This window comes from Pseudonocardia nematodicida (assembly GCF_040105385.1).
Taxonomy (GTDB): domain Bacteria; phylum Actinomycetota; class Actinomycetes; order Mycobacteriales; family Pseudonocardiaceae; genus Pseudonocardia; species Pseudonocardia nematodicida.
Genome location: NZ_JBEDNQ010000006.1, coordinates 24,955 through 40,891 on the forward strand (window position 1 = coordinate 24,955; position 15,937 = coordinate 40,891).

The following is a 15,937-nucleotide window of genomic DNA, read 5'->3' on the forward strand; positions in this document are numbered from 1 at the left end:
AGATCGAAGGCGGTACGCAGCCGGCTGGTGACCCGGACCCCGTCGACCTCGGTGATCTCGCCGGGATGGACCCGGTCGCGGCGTACGACGACGACCCGGGGCCGGGAGCGCAGGCCGGTACCGGCGCCGGCCGGGATCACCTCGGCCGGGGCTCCGGGCGGGGCGCACGAGGCGCTGTGGACCTCGGCGGCGGAGTACCCGCAGAGCACCGCGCAGGGACCGGCCCAGTGGTAGGCGGCGAGTGACCGGCGCAGGAAGTCGGGGGGCTCGTCGTCGGCGGGGGCGTAGGTGTCGGGCAGCAGCCGGTCGTAGCCCGGGCCGCGCAGCTGATCCGGCGTGACAAGGCCCGCCGCCACCGCCGCGGTCCCGCGGAACACCTCGGGCCATCCCGGAACCGTCATCGGCCGATCCTGACCGCGCGCCCGGCTCACCGTGTGCACCTGCTGGACGACTCATCGCGATCGTGAAGGCGCTCCCCTCGCGCCGGCACCGCCGAGATACGTCTCAGCGGGAATTGTCGATCTCCACGGCCCGCTCACGCGTATCTCGGCGGTTGTCGTCCGGGCAGATGGCTCGCCGGGCGAATAGGCGAGCGGGGCGGGCGGACGGGTCACGCGGGTGGTTCGGGCGGACGGGTCAGGCGGGTGGTTCGGGCGGGCGCGTCAGGGGGTGCGCCGGGCGGGTGGGTCGGGCGGGCGCGTCAGGCGGGTGGGGCGGAAGGTTCGGGCGGGTGGGTCGGGCCGAGGTCGAGGGCGGCACGCGTCGACTCGGCCCGGGCGACCAGCGCGGCATGCAGCTCGGCCGGGCCGAGCACCTCGACCTCGGGCAGCAGCGGCCACAGCGCCGACTCCGCGTGGTGCAGATCCCCGAACGCCGCGGTCACCTCGATCGTGGCGCGCTCACCCGGCAGGTCGTCGCGATCCTCGCCGGAGCCGGAGCCGGAGCTCGCGGCACCGGAGCCGCTCCCGCCGGAGCCCTCGCCGGCCCGGCTTCCGACCTCGGGGCCCTCGCCTCCCGGGCTCTCGCCGCCCCGACCCTCGACGCGCAGACTCTCGCCCCCCGGCCCATCGCCCCCCGAGCCGTCGCCCTCCGAGCCCTTGCCGCCCGAGCCGTCACCCCCCGAGGCGTCGCCCCTCGAGCCCTTGCCGACCTGATACTCGCCACTCCGGCCCTCGTCTCCGGGCACCCGGCCCCCCGCCCGGTCCTCGAGGGTGATCGCGCTCAGCCGTCCGCGGAGCTCGGCGGGCAGGCGCAGCCGGACCCGGATCCCCGGTCGCCGGGCCCGGAAGTCGGCGCGCCGGCGCAGCCACAGCTCCTCCAGGTCGACGCCCTCGGGCCGCCGGGCGGGATCGGGCAGCGCCTCGGCGTCGTCGATCCGGGAGACCCGGTAGGTGCGGTCCTCGCCGTCGCGCAGCGCGAGCAGGTACCAGCGCCCGGAGGCCTGGACGAGCCCGATCGGATCGACGACGCGGTCGCTCGGCGTGGCGTCGTCCGTCCCGCCCGTTCGGTAGCGCATCCGCAGCCGCGTGCCGCCGAACACGGCCCGCTGGACCGCGTCCAGCACCGCCGTCGGTTCGGCGTCGTCCGGGTCGCGCCACCATCCCCCGCGTCGGACCAGGACCCGTTCGGCGGCCCCGGTGGCCTCGGCCCGGGCCCGGTCCGGGAGGGCCCCGACCACTTTCCGGATAGCCGACGAGAACTCGGCGCCGAGTCCGAGTGCGCCGGGCGTCGCCGCGGATCCCGAGGTCAGCAGGGCCACCGCCTCACCGGGAGTCAGCCCGGTGAGGTCGGTCGAGAAGCCCGGCAACAGGGCGAACCCGCCGTGCCGCCCGCGTTCGGCGTAGACGGGGATGCCGGCCGACGACAGTGCCTCGACGTCGCGCAGCACCGTCCGCTCGGAGACCTCCAGCTCGGCCGCGATCGCGCCGGCCGTCATCCGGCCGTGCCGGCGCAGCAGGAGCACCAGGGAGAGCAGCCGGTCCGCGCGCACGGGTCCAGACTGCCCGAGAAACCTGACAGGAGACGTCGTGATTCGGCCGCAGACTGGTTGCATGACGACATCGACGACTCCGACGACCGATCCCCGTCCCGACTGGTTCGCCGCGCTGGAGTGGGTGAACGGGCTCGCCGCCGCCGTCGGGCCGGACCGGATGGCCGACCCGACCCCGTGCGACGGCTTCGACGTCCGCACCCTGCTCGCCCACCTGGTGACGACCGTGCGGCGGCCGCTGGCCGTCGCACGGGGAACCGACGCGATGGCGTACCCGCTGGTGAGCGAGGACGTGCTGGGCGATCCGGTGACCGCCTACGCCGCGGAGTGCGCGGCGGCGCGGGAGGCATGGTCCGGCGCCGGCGGCGCCGCCGCCCTGGACCGCACGGCGCGCGTCCCGTGGGGGGAGGTCCCCGGGCGGGCGGCGCTCGGGGGCTTCCTCAACGAGACGCTGGTGCACGGCTGGGACCTCGCGGTCGCGACCGGACAGGACCCGGAGACCGACCCGGAGCTCGCGGACCGGGTGCTGACCGTCGCCCGGGCGACCATCCCGGCGACCCCCCGCGGCGGTGCGATGCCGTTCGGCCCCGTGGTGCCGTCCGCGCCGGACGCGGGCCCCACGGAGCGGCTCGCGAACTGGTCCGGGCACGGTCGCTGACGCCGCGCCGGCCTCCCCGAGCGGGCCGTCCCGCGGCGACCGCCGGCGAGAGGGCCCGCACGCGGGACGGGCCGCACGCGAGCTCAGGCGGCCGGGGCGACGAACCACACGGCGAGGTAGACCAGCGCGGCCGCGCCGCCGGTGACCAGGGTCAGGACGAGCGCGAGGATCCGCATCAGGGCCGGGTCGACCCCGAGGTCGGCGGCCAGCCCGCCGCAGACCCCGCCGAGCATCCGGTCGGTGCTGCTGCGGCGCAGCCGGTAGGCGGCGACACGCTCACCGAGCCCCGGCCCGGGAGGGGTCGTCCGCTCCCCGGTCGCGGGCGGCAGCTGCGGCGCGGGGACGTGCCCGGTCGGCGCCCCGGCGGGATCCGCCGTGCCGTGGACGGTTCCGGCGCCGCCGAGGCCGGCGGTCACGGCGGGCCCGGCCTGCGCCGGGTCACTCTGTGCGGCGGCCGGGGTCGGGCCGACCGTCACGGTGTCGGCCGACGCGGAGCCGGCCGGAGCAGCGCCGGTCGGAGCAGCGCCGGTCGGAGCAGTACCGACCGATGCGGTGTCGGCCGACGCGAGGCCGGTCGGAACGGGGCCGGCCGGAGTGGTGCCGGGCTGCGCGGTATCGGTGCGAGGCGTGGTGTCCATGCCTCCACCCTGTGCCCCGGGGACGACCGCGGACTCGGGATCGCCCCGGAGACCGACCCGGAACCGGCCGGAACTCCGGGTCAGGGTGGGGGACGCTCGCGCCCGGAGCGCTGCTCGGGCGGGACCGGGGGCCGGCGCTCCGGGCCGGCGGGCGGATCGGGCACCTGGCGGTCCCGTATCCGCACCACCCGGCCGATCACGAGGGCGACGACGATCCCCAGGATGATCCACACCGCCACCGCGACGAGGATCCACAGGGCCGTCGACATGCGGTCCTCCTGCCCCTCGCGCGGTGTCCTCCGGCACCAGTGTGCCCCGCAAGGGAAGACCACCGGACGGTCACGCCCGGATCGGGTGATCACCCGTGCGGCGGCACCCTCCGGAGTCAGCCGGCGTCGGGCAGGGCCGGCCCGAGCAGGTCGTCGGCGTCGACGATCCGGTAGGCGTAGCCCTGCTCGGCGAGGAAGCGCTGGCGGTGCGCGGCGTAGTCGGTGTCGACGGTGTCCCGGGAGACGACCGAGTAGAAGTGCGCCTGCCGCCCGTCCGCCTTCGGCCGCAGCAGCCGCCCGAGCCGCTGCGCCTCCTCCTGGCGGGACCCGAAGGTGCCGCTGACCTGCACCGCGATCGTCGCCTCCGGAAGGTCGACGGAGAAGTTCGCGACCTTCGAGACGACCAGCCGGTCGATCTCGCCTGTGCGGAACGCCTCGAACAGCCGCTCCCGCTCCTTGTTGCGGGTCGAGCCCTGCACGATCGGCACGTCGAGCTTCTCGCCGAGCGCCTCGAGCTGTTCCAGGTAGGCGCCGATGACCAGCGTCTGCTCGCCCTTGTGCCGGTCCAGGATGGCCTGCACGACGTTCAGCTTGGTGTTCGCCGTGGACGCCGTCCGGTAGCGCTCCTCGGAGTCGGCGGTGGCGTACGACATCCGCTCGGCCTCGGTCAGGGTGACCCGGACCTCGACGCACTCGGCCGGGGCGATCCAGCCCTGGGCCTCGATGTCACGCCACGGGGCGTCGTAGCGCTTCGGCCCGATCAGCGAGAACACGTCGCCCTCGCGGCCGTCCTCGCGCACGAGGGTGGCGGTCAGGCCGAGCCGGCGCCGGGACTGCAGGTCCGCGGTCATCCGGAACACCGGGGCGGGCAGCAGGTGCACCTCGTCGTAGACGACCAGGCCCCAGTCCCGGGAGTCGAACAGCTCCAGGTGCTTGTACTCGCCCTTGGTCCGGCGGGTGACGACCTGGTAGGTCGCGATCGTGACCGGGCGGATCTCCTTGCGCTCGCCGGAGTACTCGCCGATCTCCTCCTCGGTCAGCGAGGTCCGCGCGATCAGCTCCCGCTTCCACTGGTGCGCCGACACGGTGTTGGTGACCAGGATCAGCGTGGTGGCCCCGGCCTTCGCCATCGCGGCCGCACCGACCAGGGTCTTCCCGGCGCCGCACGGCAGCACGACGACGCCGGAGCCGCCCTCCCAGAACCCGTCGACGGCCTGCTGCTGGTAGTCGCGCAGCGTCCAGCCGTCCTGGCGCAGGTCGATCTGGTGCGCCTCGCCGTCGACGTAGCCGGCCAGGTCCTCGGCCGGCCAGCCGACCTTCAGCAGGGCCTGCTTGAGCCGGCCCCGTTCCGACGGATGGACGATCACGGTGTCGTCGTCGATCCGGGTGCCGAGCATCGGTGAGATCTTCTTCTGCCGGAGGATCTCCTCCAGCACCGCGCGGTCCAGCGCGGTGAGCACCAGGCCGTGCGCGGGGTGGTTCGACAGCTGCAGCCGCCCGTAGCGGCCCATCGTGTCGACGACGTCGACCAGCAGCGGCTGCGGGACCGGGTAGCGGGCCCAGCGGACCAGCGCGTCGACGACCTGTTCGGCGTCGTGCCCCGCGGCGCGCGCGTTCCAGAGCGCCAGCGGGGTCACCCGGTAGGTGTGGACGTGCTCGGGTGCGCGCTCGAGCTCGGCGAACGGCGCGATGGCCGCGCGGGCCTGTTCCGCGTCGCGGTGGCCGACCTCCAGCAGCAGGGTCTTGTCGGACTGCACGATCAGGGGACCGTCGGTCACGGAACGAATCCCTTCGACGTAGTGAGCCGGGTAGGCGCGGGTTCGCCGGGCGACCAGCCGAGACGAGCGGTCGCGGTGGGTGACGTCACGTGATCGGGTGATGACGGCCGTTACGCCACTCGGGATCCGGCCGTTCCGGGGGCTAGACTCCGGAGCCGTCCGTCACGCACAGACGAGACCCGGACCGATCATATCCGCTCGGCACCCCCGGGACGTGGCACCCGCCGCCCCGTGTCGCAGCGGACGGTGGTCGGGACGGTCGCGTCGTGACCCCGAAAGGCGCACCGGACCACCTGATGCTCCCCCTCGACCCGAGCACCGCCACTCGGCAGGCACGCCCGGGAGCCACCGTGCCGACCGCCGTGCTGACCGCGCCGACAGCGCCGACGACCCCGCACGCGCTGCCCGCCCCCGGACCGGAGACCGACAGGGAGACCTCGCCGTGACCACCGTGACCAGCACGGAACGCCCGAGAACCATGTCGGAGCGCCTCGACCCACGGAACTGGAGCCTGGTCGCCAAGCTGGCGGTCGTCGGCCTGGTCCCGACGGTGCTGGCACTGTCCATCGGTGCTCTCCGGGTCGTCGACCAGGCCAGCGTGGCGGAGGAGCTGGGGCGCGGTAACAGCCTCGTCGACGTGCACCGCCAGGTCGAGGCCCTCACCGGGGCGCTGCAGGCCGAGCGGAACGCCGCCGTGGTGTTCGTCGCGGACAACCGGCTCGGTGACCGCGCGCGCATCGACGAGACGCAGGCGGCCACGGACCAGGCGATCCAGGCCACCACCGCCCAGCTCGACGTCGCCGAGGAGCAGGCGCCCGCGCTGGCGACCGCCCGCCGCCAGGCCGAGACGACCCTGGGCCAGCTGCCGGTGATCCGCTCGCAGGTCGCCGGGGGACCCACCCCGGTCGTCGACATCACCGACCGCTACACCTCGGTGGTCCAGCGCACGCTCGCGCTCGACCGGGCCGTCGTCGGCCGGCTGCAGACCGCCGACACCGCCAGCACGACGACCGCGCTGGCGGCCGGGCTGAACGCCCGCGAGGCCCTGGAGCTGGAGCGCACCGTCATCAACGGGGCGATCGCGGCCGGCCAGCTCGACGGGGCCCAGCGCACCCAGGTGACCGGCGCCGAGGCCGCCTTCCAGACCGCGGCCGGCGACTTCCAGGCCTCCGCGGCCGCGGACCCGGTCGGGTTCGAGACGGTCATCGCCGGGCCGACGCTCGACCAGCGGAACACACTGCGCGACAACGTCGTCGGCTCGCCCGAGGGCGGACCGGTCCTGGTCGACCCGGCCGCCTGGAACGGGGCCGTCGACCGCTCGGTGGAGACCACCACGCAGGCGATCGGCGAGGCGGAGCAGTCGCTGGTCGCCAGCCGCTCCGCGGCGGCCGAGCAGGCGGGCAACACGGCGGGGCTCAACTCCGTACTGCTGATGCTGACCCTGCTGCTGACGGCCGCGATCATCTGGCTGCTCGGATCGCAGATGGTCCGTTCGCTGCGCCTGCTGCGCAGCTCGGCGCTCGACGTCGCCGAGCACCGGCTCCCGGAGGCGGTGCAGAGCATGCGCTCCGGTCAGACGCCGAACGCGCTCGTCGAGCCGGTCCCGCTGGACAGCCGCGACGAGATCGGCCAGGTGGCGCGGGCCTTCGACGCGGTGCACGGGCAGGCGGTCCGGCTCGCAGCCGACCAGGCCGCGCTGCAGCAGAACGTCAACGCCATGTTCGTCAACCTCTCCCGGCGGTCGCAGGCGCTCGTCGAGCGGCAGCTGCAGCTGATCGAGCAGCTGGAGAGCAACGAGCAGGACCCGGACCAGCTGTCCAGCCTGTTCCAGCTCGACCACCTCGCGACCCGTATGCGACGCAACAGCGAGAACCTGCTGGTCCTCGCGGGCACCGACCTCGCCAAGCGGAACGTGGCCCCGGTCCAGGTGGTCGACGTCCTGCGCGCCGCGGTCTCCGAGGTCGAGCAGTACCAGCGGGTGGTCGTCCAGACGCCACCGAACGCCACGGTCGCCGGCCGGGCCGCGAACGACCTCGTGCACCTGCTCGCCGAGCTGCTCGACAACGCGACGAACTTCTCCCCGCCGGACTCGCAGGTCGTCATGAGCACGACCCGCACGGCCGACGAGTCGCTGCTGATCGAGATCTCCGACCGCGGCGTCGGGATGATGGACTCCGAACTGGTGGACGCCAACCAGCGGCTGTCCGGCCCGTCCGAGGTCGATGTCTCGGCGTCGCGCCGGATGGGGCTGTTCGTGGTCGGCCGGCTGGCCTCGCGGCACCGGGTCGGGGTCCGCCTGGCCTCCGGCGCCGTCGGCGGCGGTTCCGGTGGGCTGAGTGCCTCGGTGACCGTCCCGCCGTCGCTGGTGCCCTCGGCGCAGCAGCACCAGGAGCCGCGTCCCGGCGGCCCGGGCCCCGACCAGTTCCCGGCCCCGGCCGCGCTGCCCGAGCCGCCCGCTCCGGTCCCGGCCCCGTCCGCCGCGGCCCCGGGCCCGGCGTCCGATGCCGGGGCCCCCGCCCGGACCGCGGTGAACGGCTCCGGCCGCTCGCTCCCGTCGCTGGTCGCCGGGTCCGACGGACCGGTGACCCCGACCTTCGAGACCGGCCGTGCCACCCACACCGGCAGCCGCAACGGTGCGTCCGCGGCCCTGCCGACCCGCACCCCGGGCTCGTCGCTGCGCCGGAACCCGGGATCGGGTGAGGGGCAGCAGAGCTCGCCGAACGGGTCCGCCCCGGGCTCGCTGCAGGCGTTCGCGCCGGCGCAGGGCCCCGACGGCGACACCCACGAGGAGCGCAGCCCGGCCGACGTGTTCACCCCGTCCGGCGAGCAGCCGGCCACCGGGGACGGCGACACCGCCCCGGCCGGCGACAGCCTCCCGCCCCGGAACGGGAACGGCATCCCGTCCGGGCGTGGCCCCGGTGACGACGGCGGGCCGGCGGGCTCCGACGAGGAGCCCCCGACCGGTTCCGCCGCCGACGACGACGCGTCCTCCGGTACCGAGACGTCCGGACGGGCGATCGGCGCCGCCGGTGCGGGCCTGCTCGGCGCCACCGGGATCGCCGGCGCCGCGGCCGCGGCGCGCCCGGCGGACCGGGACATGGACGACACCCTGGTCATGGACGCGGCGATCGGTGACGGTCCGCCGGCGGACGCCGGCACCGCACCGGCGGTGCAGACCCCCGAGGACTCCGCGACCGGCTCGGCCACGGCAGACGCCTTCGGGTCCGGCGCGGACCGGACGGAGGCCGAGGCCCTCTCCGGCTCCACGACGGCCGTCGGCACCGGCACCGCGCCGGAGGACTCCGCCGACGGGCCGGCCCCCGACGCGACGGACGCCGCCACCGCGGAGGCCGGGGACGCCGCCGCTCCGGTCGCCACGACCGGTGTGGAGGCCCCGACCGGCGCGGACCCGGGCGAGACGACGGGTTCCGGGACTCCGGAGAACGGCCCGTCCGCCGGCGCGGGGACCGACCCGGATCGGGCCGCCGCCCGGGCCACGGACGGCACGGACCGGCCCGGCGCCGCCGACGCTCCGGGCCACCCGGACAGCGCGACCGACACCGACACCGGTGAGGGCGAGGACGACGGTGCCGGGTACGACCCCGGTGCCGACCCGCGGACGGCGGCCCTGCCGCTCGTCCGGCCGTCCGGCCGCGAGCCGATGGGCGGCCCTCCCGGGGGCCGCAACGGCGCCCGGCCCAGCCCCTCGCCGCGCCCGGTGATGCCGGGCGGCCGAGCGTCCCTCGCGCCCGGCCGGCGTGGTCCCGGGCCCGCGCCCGGACCGCACGGTCCCGCGCGCCAGGGTCCCGGACCGCAGAGCCCGGCCCCGGCCGGCTCGCCGGCCGGGGAGACGAACGGGGCCCCGCCGCCGCTGCCGAAGCGCCGCACGCCGGTGCGCGACGCGGTAGGAGCCGGACCGGCGCCCGCCGGTCCCCAGGAGGAGCTGTTCGCGCCCAAGGTCCCCGTCGAGGGTGACCGCGGGCAGCTCCGCCGCCCCGGTGCGGTCGAGTCGGCCCGGGTGCAGAACAGCTTCGAGATGGGCCAGACCACGCCGATCTTCGACGACATCGCGTCGGCCTGGTTCCGCTCGAACCGTTCCGTCCCGGTCCGCTGGCAGGACGGCTCCCCCGAGGGCGGCGGCGCGGCGCCGGCACCCGAGGCGCCCCCGTCGGACGAGGCCCCGGCCTCCGACGACACCGGTGAGCCGGGCTTCACCTCCCCCGCCGACGAGGCGTGGCGGCAGGCCCGCGAGGTGACCGACGACGGCGTCGAGACCGTCCACCCGGACGAGACGACCTCGGCCGGACTGCCCAAGCGGCGCCCGCGCGCGCGGCTGCTCCCGGGCAGTGCGGCAGGATCCACCGTGCTGAGCTCCCCGCCACCCGAGGCGCGGAACGCCGAGAGCGTCCGCGGTCGTCTGGCCAGCTACCAGCAGGGCGTGCGGCAGGGCCGGGAGAGCGCCTCCGGCCTGGCGCACGGCAACCGCAGTGCGGACGGCACCCCCGAGCCGTCCGGTGACCGATCGAACCCGTCCGACCCCGAGGAGCACCAGTGAGGGCACCGCAGGCACAGCCCAGCCAGAGCCGTTTCGGCTGGCTGGTCACCAACTTCGCCGAGCGCGTCCCGGGCGTCGCGCACGCGATCGTGGTGTCGGCCGACGGGTTGCTGCTGACCGCATCGGACCGCCTCCCCCGGGACCGCGCCGACCAGCTGGCCGCCGTCGCGTCCGGCCTGGTCAGCCTGACCCAGGGCGCGGCCCGCTGCTTCGACGCCGGCGGCGTGGTCCAGACCGTGGTGGAGATGGACCGCGGGATCGTGCTGCTGATGTCGATCAGCGACGGTTCCTGCCTCGCCGTGCTCGCCTCGCCGAGCTGCGACATCGGGCTGGTCGGCTACGAGATGACGCTGCTGGTCGACCGGGTCGGTCAGCTGCTCACCCCCGAGCTCCGTGCCGAGCTGCAGGGCTCGTTCGGGCCCTGAGAGGTTCGTTACCGTCATGTCCCCCATCGCAGGATCGGCCAGGGTAGGTGAGATCCGATGAACCAGGAGCCGGGTGAACAGGGACCCGACCCCACGTTCGCCGACGTCATGAACGGGTTCAGCCTGGACTCCCAGCGCAAACCCCGGAAGCGGCGGTGGGGGTTCGGCCGGTCCTCGGACGACGACACGCGTGGCGCGGACGATCGCCGGACACCCCCGCCGACGCCGGCGGAGATGACCGGACCGATCACCGGATCGGCGGCCTACGGGCTGCCGCCCACCGCGTCCGAGATGGAGGCGACGGCGCGTCCCGACGTGCCGCAGCCGCCTCCCGCGGCAGCGGCGCCGCCCCCTCCGGCCACGGGCGGGGCGTCGTTCGTCCGCCCGTACGCGTGGACGCGCGGCCGGACCAAGTCGGGCTACGAGCTGGCGATCGAGACCCTGGTCTCGATCAGCAGCCGGGCCCGCAGCCAGCTGGAACGGCTGCCGATGGAGCACCGCGCCGTCGCCGACCTGCTGCACGACCAGACCCGGTCGGTGGCGGAGGTCGCGGCGCTGCTCTCGCTCCCCCTGGGCGTGGCCCGGGTGCTGCTCGGGGACATGGCCTCGGGTGGCACGGTGACCGTTCACCAGACCGCGAGCACACCCGGCGACCTGCCGGACCTCGCGCTGATGGAAAGGGTGTTGAGTGGACTCCGTCGGCTCTAGGCCACAGCCGCACCAGGCCCCGGCCGGCCAGGCGCGTGCCGCGACGATGTCGGCCAAGATCGTGGTGGCCGGCGGGTTCGGCGTCGGGAAGACCACGTTCGTCGGGTCGGTCTCGGAGATCATGCCGCTGACCACCGAGGCGGTGATGACCGAGGCGAGCGCGTCGCACGACGACCTGTCCGCGACGCCGAACAAGCGCTCGACGACCGTCGCGATGGACTTCGGCCGGGTCTCCCTGGACTCCGACCTGGTGCTGTACCTGTTCGGCACGCCCGGCCAGCAACGCTTCTGGTTCATGTGGGACGACCTGGTCCGCGGCGCCATCGGCGCCGTCGTGCTGGTCGACACCCGCCGGCTGGCCGACTCGTTCGCCGCGATCGACTTCTTCGAGGACCGCAACCTGCCCTACGTGGTCGGGGTCAACGCCTTCGACGGCGACCTCCAGCACGGCCTGGAGGACATCCGGGAGGCCATGTCGATCGACACGGGAGTGCCGATGGTCGTCTGCGACGCGCGGCAGCGGGTGTCCACCAAGGAGACGCTGATCGCGCTGGTGCAACACGCCATGCACCAGCGGATGGCGGCTGGCGCACCGCGATAGGTCCCGCTACTTCCCGGTGCCGTTCCCGGAGACGGGGGCGATCGAGGTGATCCGGTGCAGCTGGATCCGGCGCAGCTCACCGTCGAGCGCGTCCCGGCCCTCGACGACCCCGCCGCCGACCGAGGTGGGGGCGAGCACCCGGTCGCCGGCCACGCCGTGCGCGTCGACATAGCCGATCCACACCGTCCGCTGCTCGCGGACCGCCTCCTGCAGCGACGCGAGGTTGCCGGTGGACCCGACGGGCCGGCGCCGGTCGGCGACGCTGTTCCGGACCCCGGCCAGCGCGTCCCCGGCCCGCATCCGGTCCACGAGCTCGTCGGCCCGGCGCGCCGGTGAGAGGTCGCGCATCGGCGTCCCGCTCCGGGCGGGACGCCTGCGGGGCTCGGCCCGCCCGCCACGGGCACCCAGGTCCAGTACGGCGCCGCCGGCGTCCTCGGCCGCCGGGCTGAACCCGGCCGTCCGCAGCCCGTCGAGCACCTCGGCCAGCGGCTGCGCGCTCACCACGACGGTCGGCGCGATCCGGCGCAGCCCCAGCTCCCCGGTCCCCGGGTGGGCCAGTACCTCGGAGAGCAGCACCTCGTCGTCGGAGCGCAGGAAGCAGGCCACCGCCCCGCCGCGCAGCCGGCCGTGCCGGCGGGCGACGTCGTCGACCAGGTACTCCAGGGTCTGCGGGACCGGGGTGCGGGAGCGGGCGGCGAGCGTGGCCCGGACGTCGTCGGCGGTGCGCCCGGTGTCCAGCGCGCGGCGCAGGCTGCGCTCGGTGAACCGGTAGACGGTCGCGCCGCCCGCGGACTCGACGTCGGCGAGGACGGCGAGCTCGTGCGCCAGGTCGGCGGACAGCCGGCCGGGCGCCACGGCGGTGAGGTCGGCCTGCAGCAGGATCTCCTCGACCGGGGCCGGCAGGGCCGCGTGCAGCGCCGCGGCGAGTTCGGTGGGATGGCGCGCCTCGCGCAGCGCCGGGTCCAGCAGGACCCGCCCGGCGGAGGTCATCGCGTCCAGTGCGACGACGCCGAGGACCGTCGCCTCGGACACCGTCCAGCCGACGACCTCGTCGCGCAGCCGTCCGCCCCGCCGGGGGGCCCGCCAGGCCAGGACCCGGGCCAGGTCGTCGGAGGACCCGACCGAGGTGCCGGGCGGCAGGTCGGCGAGCGCGTCCAGGACCCGCCGCCGGTCGCCGGCCGCGGGTGGGCGGCGCGGGCCGTCGGACAGCGCGGTGATCGGCTTGTCCGCGTCGTCGCGGCGGCCGACCAGCCCGGGCAGCCGCATCAGCTCCAGCCAGGCCTGCGCCAGCGCCGCCCAGCGCATCTCCTCGGGGCCGGCCGCCCAGGCGTCGGACGTGGTGGTCGGCAGCCAGACCGGGCTGACCGACTCGGTCTCGCCGATCAGGTCGGCGGCGTGGAGCAGTTCGAGGATCAGCGCGGCGGTGGCCTCGTCGGCGTCGGCCTCCTTCGCCACCCGGCGCAGGTCGCGGACGCCGAACCCGCCCGAGCGCAGCACCCCGGGCCCCTCGCGGCCGAGGAACTCCAGCACCAGGTCGGTGCGGCGCAGGAACTCCAGTGCCGCACCGGCGCCGGTCCCGTCCACGGTGGACTGGTCCCGCTCGCGGACCGGCACGTCGGGCCGGGCGACGTCGACGCGGCCCATCGGGCGGTCTCCGCGCAGCGCCAGCGCGACCTGACGGGGCAGCTCGACGGTGTCCGGGTCCCGGCGGTGGAGCAGCCCGCGGGACAGCAGCGCGCCGACCGGGCCGGAGCCGTCGCCGGCGCCGCGCGAGCGCCCGATCGGTGGGCCCTGGGCCAGCACCTCGAGCACCCCGCGCTCCTCGTCGGTGACGGCGGCGAGCAGGTCGGGGAGTTCGCCCGTCGCCGGTGTGGGGGTCTCCCGGCCGAGTCCGCCGGGCCAGGGGCCGAGCGCCTCGACGGCGCCCGGGACGGCGGACAGCGCGTCGTCCGGGCCCCAGACCAGCGCCCGGTCGCGCAGCGGGGCGAGCCCGGTCCGGAAGGTCGGCTCGTCGACGTCGGGCCCGAGCCAGTGCCGGGGACCGCCGGCCGCGCTGGTCGTGCCGTCCACCGGTTGCCTCGTCGCCCCGGCCAGGACGAGCGCCTCCAGCACCGTCAGGGCGACGGTGCCCAACGACTCGCAGGCGCGCTGCACCGATGCGTGGATGGAGGCCCGGGTGGCGAGCACGGTGAGGTCGGCGGGCGGGGGGACGGCCAGGTCCGGGCGCGCGCGCAGCAGCGCGGCGAGGAACTCGTCGTCCTGCCCGCGCAGCCACTCGACCAGGGACGTCTGCACCGCGACCAGGGTAGTCGGCGGTCCGACGCGGTCGCGCGTGGTCCACACCGCACCGGGGCGGACACGACGGCGGGGGGTCGGCGATACTGGGGGCGACACCGGCAGTGTGCGGTCCCCGGACACCGACCACCCCGCAGCCGGTCACCGACACAGGAGGACGCCGATGGCCGCCAAGCCCGCGAACGACGACCGGATCGACCCGACCTGGCCGCAGGGGGTCGACGGCGAGCACCCGGTCACCGAGCTCACCGGCAGCGTCCAGGGGAACATGTCGCCGTTCGGCGACGTCGAGTTCCCCCAGGCCAGCGTGCCCTACGAGCACCCCGTCACCGAGATCAACCGCTGACGTGGTCGCGGGCCTGCTGCTCGCCGGCGGTGCCGGCCGTCGGATGGGCACTCCCAAGGCGCTGGTCCGGCTGCACGGCGAGCCGCTCGCGGTACGGGCGGTCAAGGCGCTGCAGGCGGGCGGGTGCGGACCGGTGACGGTCGTGCTGGGCGCCCGTGCCGACGCCGTCACCGACGTGCTGCGCAGCGCGGGACTGGGCACCGAGGGCAGCGACGTCGGCGTCGTGGTCGCCGAGGACTGGGACGAGGGCATGGGCGCGTCGCTGCGTCGCGGGCTGGGGTCGCTGACCCACCTCGCCGGCACCGGCGCCGCGCTGGTGCACCTGGTGGACCTGCCCGGTGTCGGCCCGGAGGCGATCCGCCGGGTCACCGAGGGGGCGGGCCACGCCTCGCTGCGCCGGGCCGCCTACGACGGCGTACCGGGCCACCCGGTACTGCTCGGCCGCGACCACTGGTCGGGGGTCGCCGGGCTCGCGGCCGGCGACGCCGGTGCCCGTGACTACCTGGCCGGGCGGGCGGACCTGGAGCTCGTCGAGTGCGGCGACGTCGCGGTCCCGGACGACGTGGACACCCCCGCCCAACTGCGGCGGCTGGCCGCCACCTGAGACGCCGTGTGCCCCGGTCCCGCCGTGCGACCGGGGCACACCGGGCTACACGGTGACGACCTGTCCCGGGTAGATCATCTGACCGCCGCCGAGGTGCGGGTTCTTGGCGAGCAGGTCGTTCCAGTTACCGACGCCGTGTGCCGCGGCGATGCTGCCGAGGGTGTCCCCGGCCGCGACCGTGTAGGTCCCGGCCGAGGGTGCGGGGGCGCTTGCGGTGACCCGCTCGGGCGCCTGCGTCCCGGCGTCCACGGTGCGCGGGGTGGCCGTGCCCGACGCGCCGACCTGCTTCGAGCAGGACGGCCAGGCGTTCCAGCCCTGCCCGGCCAGCACGTTCTCGGCGACCGCGATCTGCTGCTCGCGGCTGGCCTGGTATGCCGTCGGCGCGTACTCGCCGCCGCCGAACGCGGTCCAGGTGGTCGGGCTGAACTGCAGCCCGCCGTGGTAGCCGTTGCCGGTGTTGATCGACCAGTCGCCGCCGCTCTCGCACTGGGCCAGCGCGTCCCAGGTGGCGTCGGTGGCGGCCTGGGCGGGGGCGACCGCCAGCAGCGGGGCGCCGAGGACGGCGCCGGCGGCGGCGGTCCGGGCGAGCTTCCGTCCGGCGGTCGAGGGCTTGCGGTGCTTGCCGCGGTATCGGGCCATGGCAGGGTCTCCCGCGTGGCGCCGTGCCGACTCCGGCGCCCGGGGAGTGAGCGCCTCGTCCGGTGGCCGGGGAGTTGGCCGTCGGACGGTGGTGCGGTCGACCCTGTCCCACGTCGTTCCTCGGGGGCCGGTGACCGCCGGACAGGGAGCGCTGCGGTCCCGGGGCCCGTCCGCGTAGGGGGAGTCGGTCGAGCCGTCGCCGAAGCTAGGACACGTCAGGTCGACACGAAAGTTGTGACGCCCCGGCGTGGCGCGGGAGCCGAACCCGGGTCACAGCCGTCGTATCACGATCGAGAACTGGATTCACCCAGGTCGGACACCCGATCACGAAGATGAAACGCATAGCGGAACTCGTGATTCGGTTGCGCAAACGTGATACAGATCACAGTCATTCTCTGTGATCGGGGAGTGACTTGCGGCGACCGGATCGG

At 75.7% G+C, this 15,937-nt stretch carries 14 protein-coding genes; 8 read left to right on the forward strand and 6 right to left on the reverse strand.

The window, feature by feature from the left end:
* The first annotated feature begins 27 nt into the window (after positions 1-27).
* Entirely contained in the window at positions 28-234 is a 207-nt protein-coding gene (locus tag WIS52_RS15405) for a hypothetical protein (RefSeq protein WP_349298939.1), read from the forward strand.
* A 466-nt stretch (positions 235-700) separates the two neighbouring features.
* On the opposite strand, the gene WIS52_RS15410 is transcribed toward WIS52_RS15405, so the two are convergent.
* Positions 701-1,990 carry a helix-turn-helix transcriptional regulator gene (locus tag WIS52_RS15410; protein WP_349298940.1) on the reverse strand — a complete coding sequence of 430 codons (1,290 nt, stop codon included), beginning with the start codon at positions 1,988-1,990 and terminating at the stop codon, positions 701-703.
* A gap of 61 nt (positions 1,991-2,051) precedes the next feature.
* Between WIS52_RS15410 and WIS52_RS15415 the strand changes: the two genes are divergently transcribed.
* Positions 2,052-2,648, forward strand: coding sequence for a TIGR03086 family metal-binding protein (locus WIS52_RS15415; RefSeq protein ID WP_349298941.1), 597 nt, complete (start codon positions 2,052-2,054; stop codon positions 2,646-2,648).
* A gap of 83 nt (positions 2,649-2,731) precedes the next feature.
* Here the strand turns inward: WIS52_RS15415 and WIS52_RS15420 are convergent, their stop codons facing one another.
* The 3 genes from WIS52_RS15420 to WIS52_RS15430 form a co-directional block, all read right to left on the reverse strand.
* Positions 2,732-3,286 (reverse strand): PspC domain-containing protein, encoded by a 555-nt coding sequence (locus tag WIS52_RS15420; RefSeq protein ID WP_349298942.1) that lies wholly within the window; start codon positions 3,284-3,286, stop codon positions 2,732-2,734.
* Between the two features lie 80 nt (positions 3,287-3,366).
* The gene (locus tag WIS52_RS15425; protein WP_349298943.1) at positions 3,367-3,555 is read right to left on the reverse strand and encodes a hypothetical protein; all 189 of its coding nucleotides are present in this window, start codon (positions 3,553-3,555) and stop codon (positions 3,367-3,369) included.
* Positions 3,556-3,671: 116 nt separating this feature from the next.
* Positions 3,672-5,333: a DNA repair helicase XPB gene (locus tag WIS52_RS15430; protein ID WP_349298944.1), complete on the reverse strand. Its 1,662-nt coding sequence runs from the start codon at positions 5,331-5,333 to the stop codon at positions 3,672-3,674.
* Positions 5,334-5,775: 442 nt separating this feature from the next.
* Between WIS52_RS15430 and WIS52_RS15435 the strand changes: the two genes are divergently transcribed.
* From WIS52_RS15435 to WIS52_RS15450, 4 genes are read left to right on the forward strand one after another with little or no spacing between them, the layout of a single operon-like run.
* The gene (locus WIS52_RS15435; RefSeq protein ID WP_349298945.1) at positions 5,776-9,888 is read left to right on the forward strand and encodes a nitrate- and nitrite sensing domain-containing protein; all 4,113 of its coding nucleotides are present in this window, start codon (positions 5,776-5,778) and stop codon (positions 9,886-9,888) included.
* Complete coding sequence (locus tag WIS52_RS15440) at positions 9,885-10,313, forward strand: roadblock/LC7 domain-containing protein (protein WP_010235343.1); 429 nt, start codon at positions 9,885-9,887, stop codon at positions 10,311-10,313. The genes WIS52_RS15435 and WIS52_RS15440 overlap by 4 nt, the downstream gene beginning before the upstream one ends.
* 57 nt (positions 10,314-10,370) lie before the next feature.
* Positions 10,371-11,021, forward strand: a complete 651-nt coding sequence (locus WIS52_RS15445) for a DUF742 domain-containing protein (protein WP_349298946.1) — start codon at positions 10,371-10,373, stop codon at positions 11,019-11,021.
* Positions 11,002-11,622 carry a GTP-binding protein gene (locus WIS52_RS15450; protein ID WP_379612169.1) on the forward strand — a complete coding sequence of 207 codons (621 nt, stop codon included), beginning with the start codon at positions 11,002-11,004 and terminating at the stop codon, positions 11,620-11,622. Before WIS52_RS15445 ends, WIS52_RS15450 begins: the two co-directional genes overlap by 20 nt.
* A 6-nt stretch (positions 11,623-11,628) precedes the next feature.
* Here the strand turns inward: WIS52_RS15450 and WIS52_RS15455 are convergent, their stop codons facing one another.
* Positions 11,629-13,917, reverse strand: coding sequence for a helicase-associated domain-containing protein (locus WIS52_RS15455; protein WP_349298947.1), 2,289 nt, complete (start codon positions 13,915-13,917; stop codon positions 11,629-11,631).
* 163 nt (positions 13,918-14,080) lie between these two features.
* Between WIS52_RS15455 and WIS52_RS15460 the strand changes: the two genes are divergently transcribed.
* The gene (locus WIS52_RS15460) at positions 14,081-14,263 is read left to right on the forward strand and encodes a hypothetical protein (protein WP_349298948.1); all 183 of its coding nucleotides are present in this window, start codon (positions 14,081-14,083) and stop codon (positions 14,261-14,263) included.
* A 1-nt stretch (position 14,264) separates the two neighbouring features.
* The gene (locus WIS52_RS15465; protein ID WP_349298949.1) at positions 14,265-14,867 is read left to right on the forward strand and encodes a nucleotidyltransferase family protein; all 603 of its coding nucleotides are present in this window, start codon (positions 14,265-14,267) and stop codon (positions 14,865-14,867) included.
* A gap of 45 nt (positions 14,868-14,912) precedes the next feature.
* Here the strand turns inward: WIS52_RS15465 and WIS52_RS15470 are convergent, their stop codons facing one another.
* Positions 14,913-15,506, reverse strand: coding sequence for a LysM peptidoglycan-binding domain-containing protein (locus WIS52_RS15470; RefSeq protein ID WP_349298950.1), 594 nt, complete (start codon positions 15,504-15,506; stop codon positions 14,913-14,915).
* Positions 15,507-15,937: the final 431 nt, after the last annotated feature.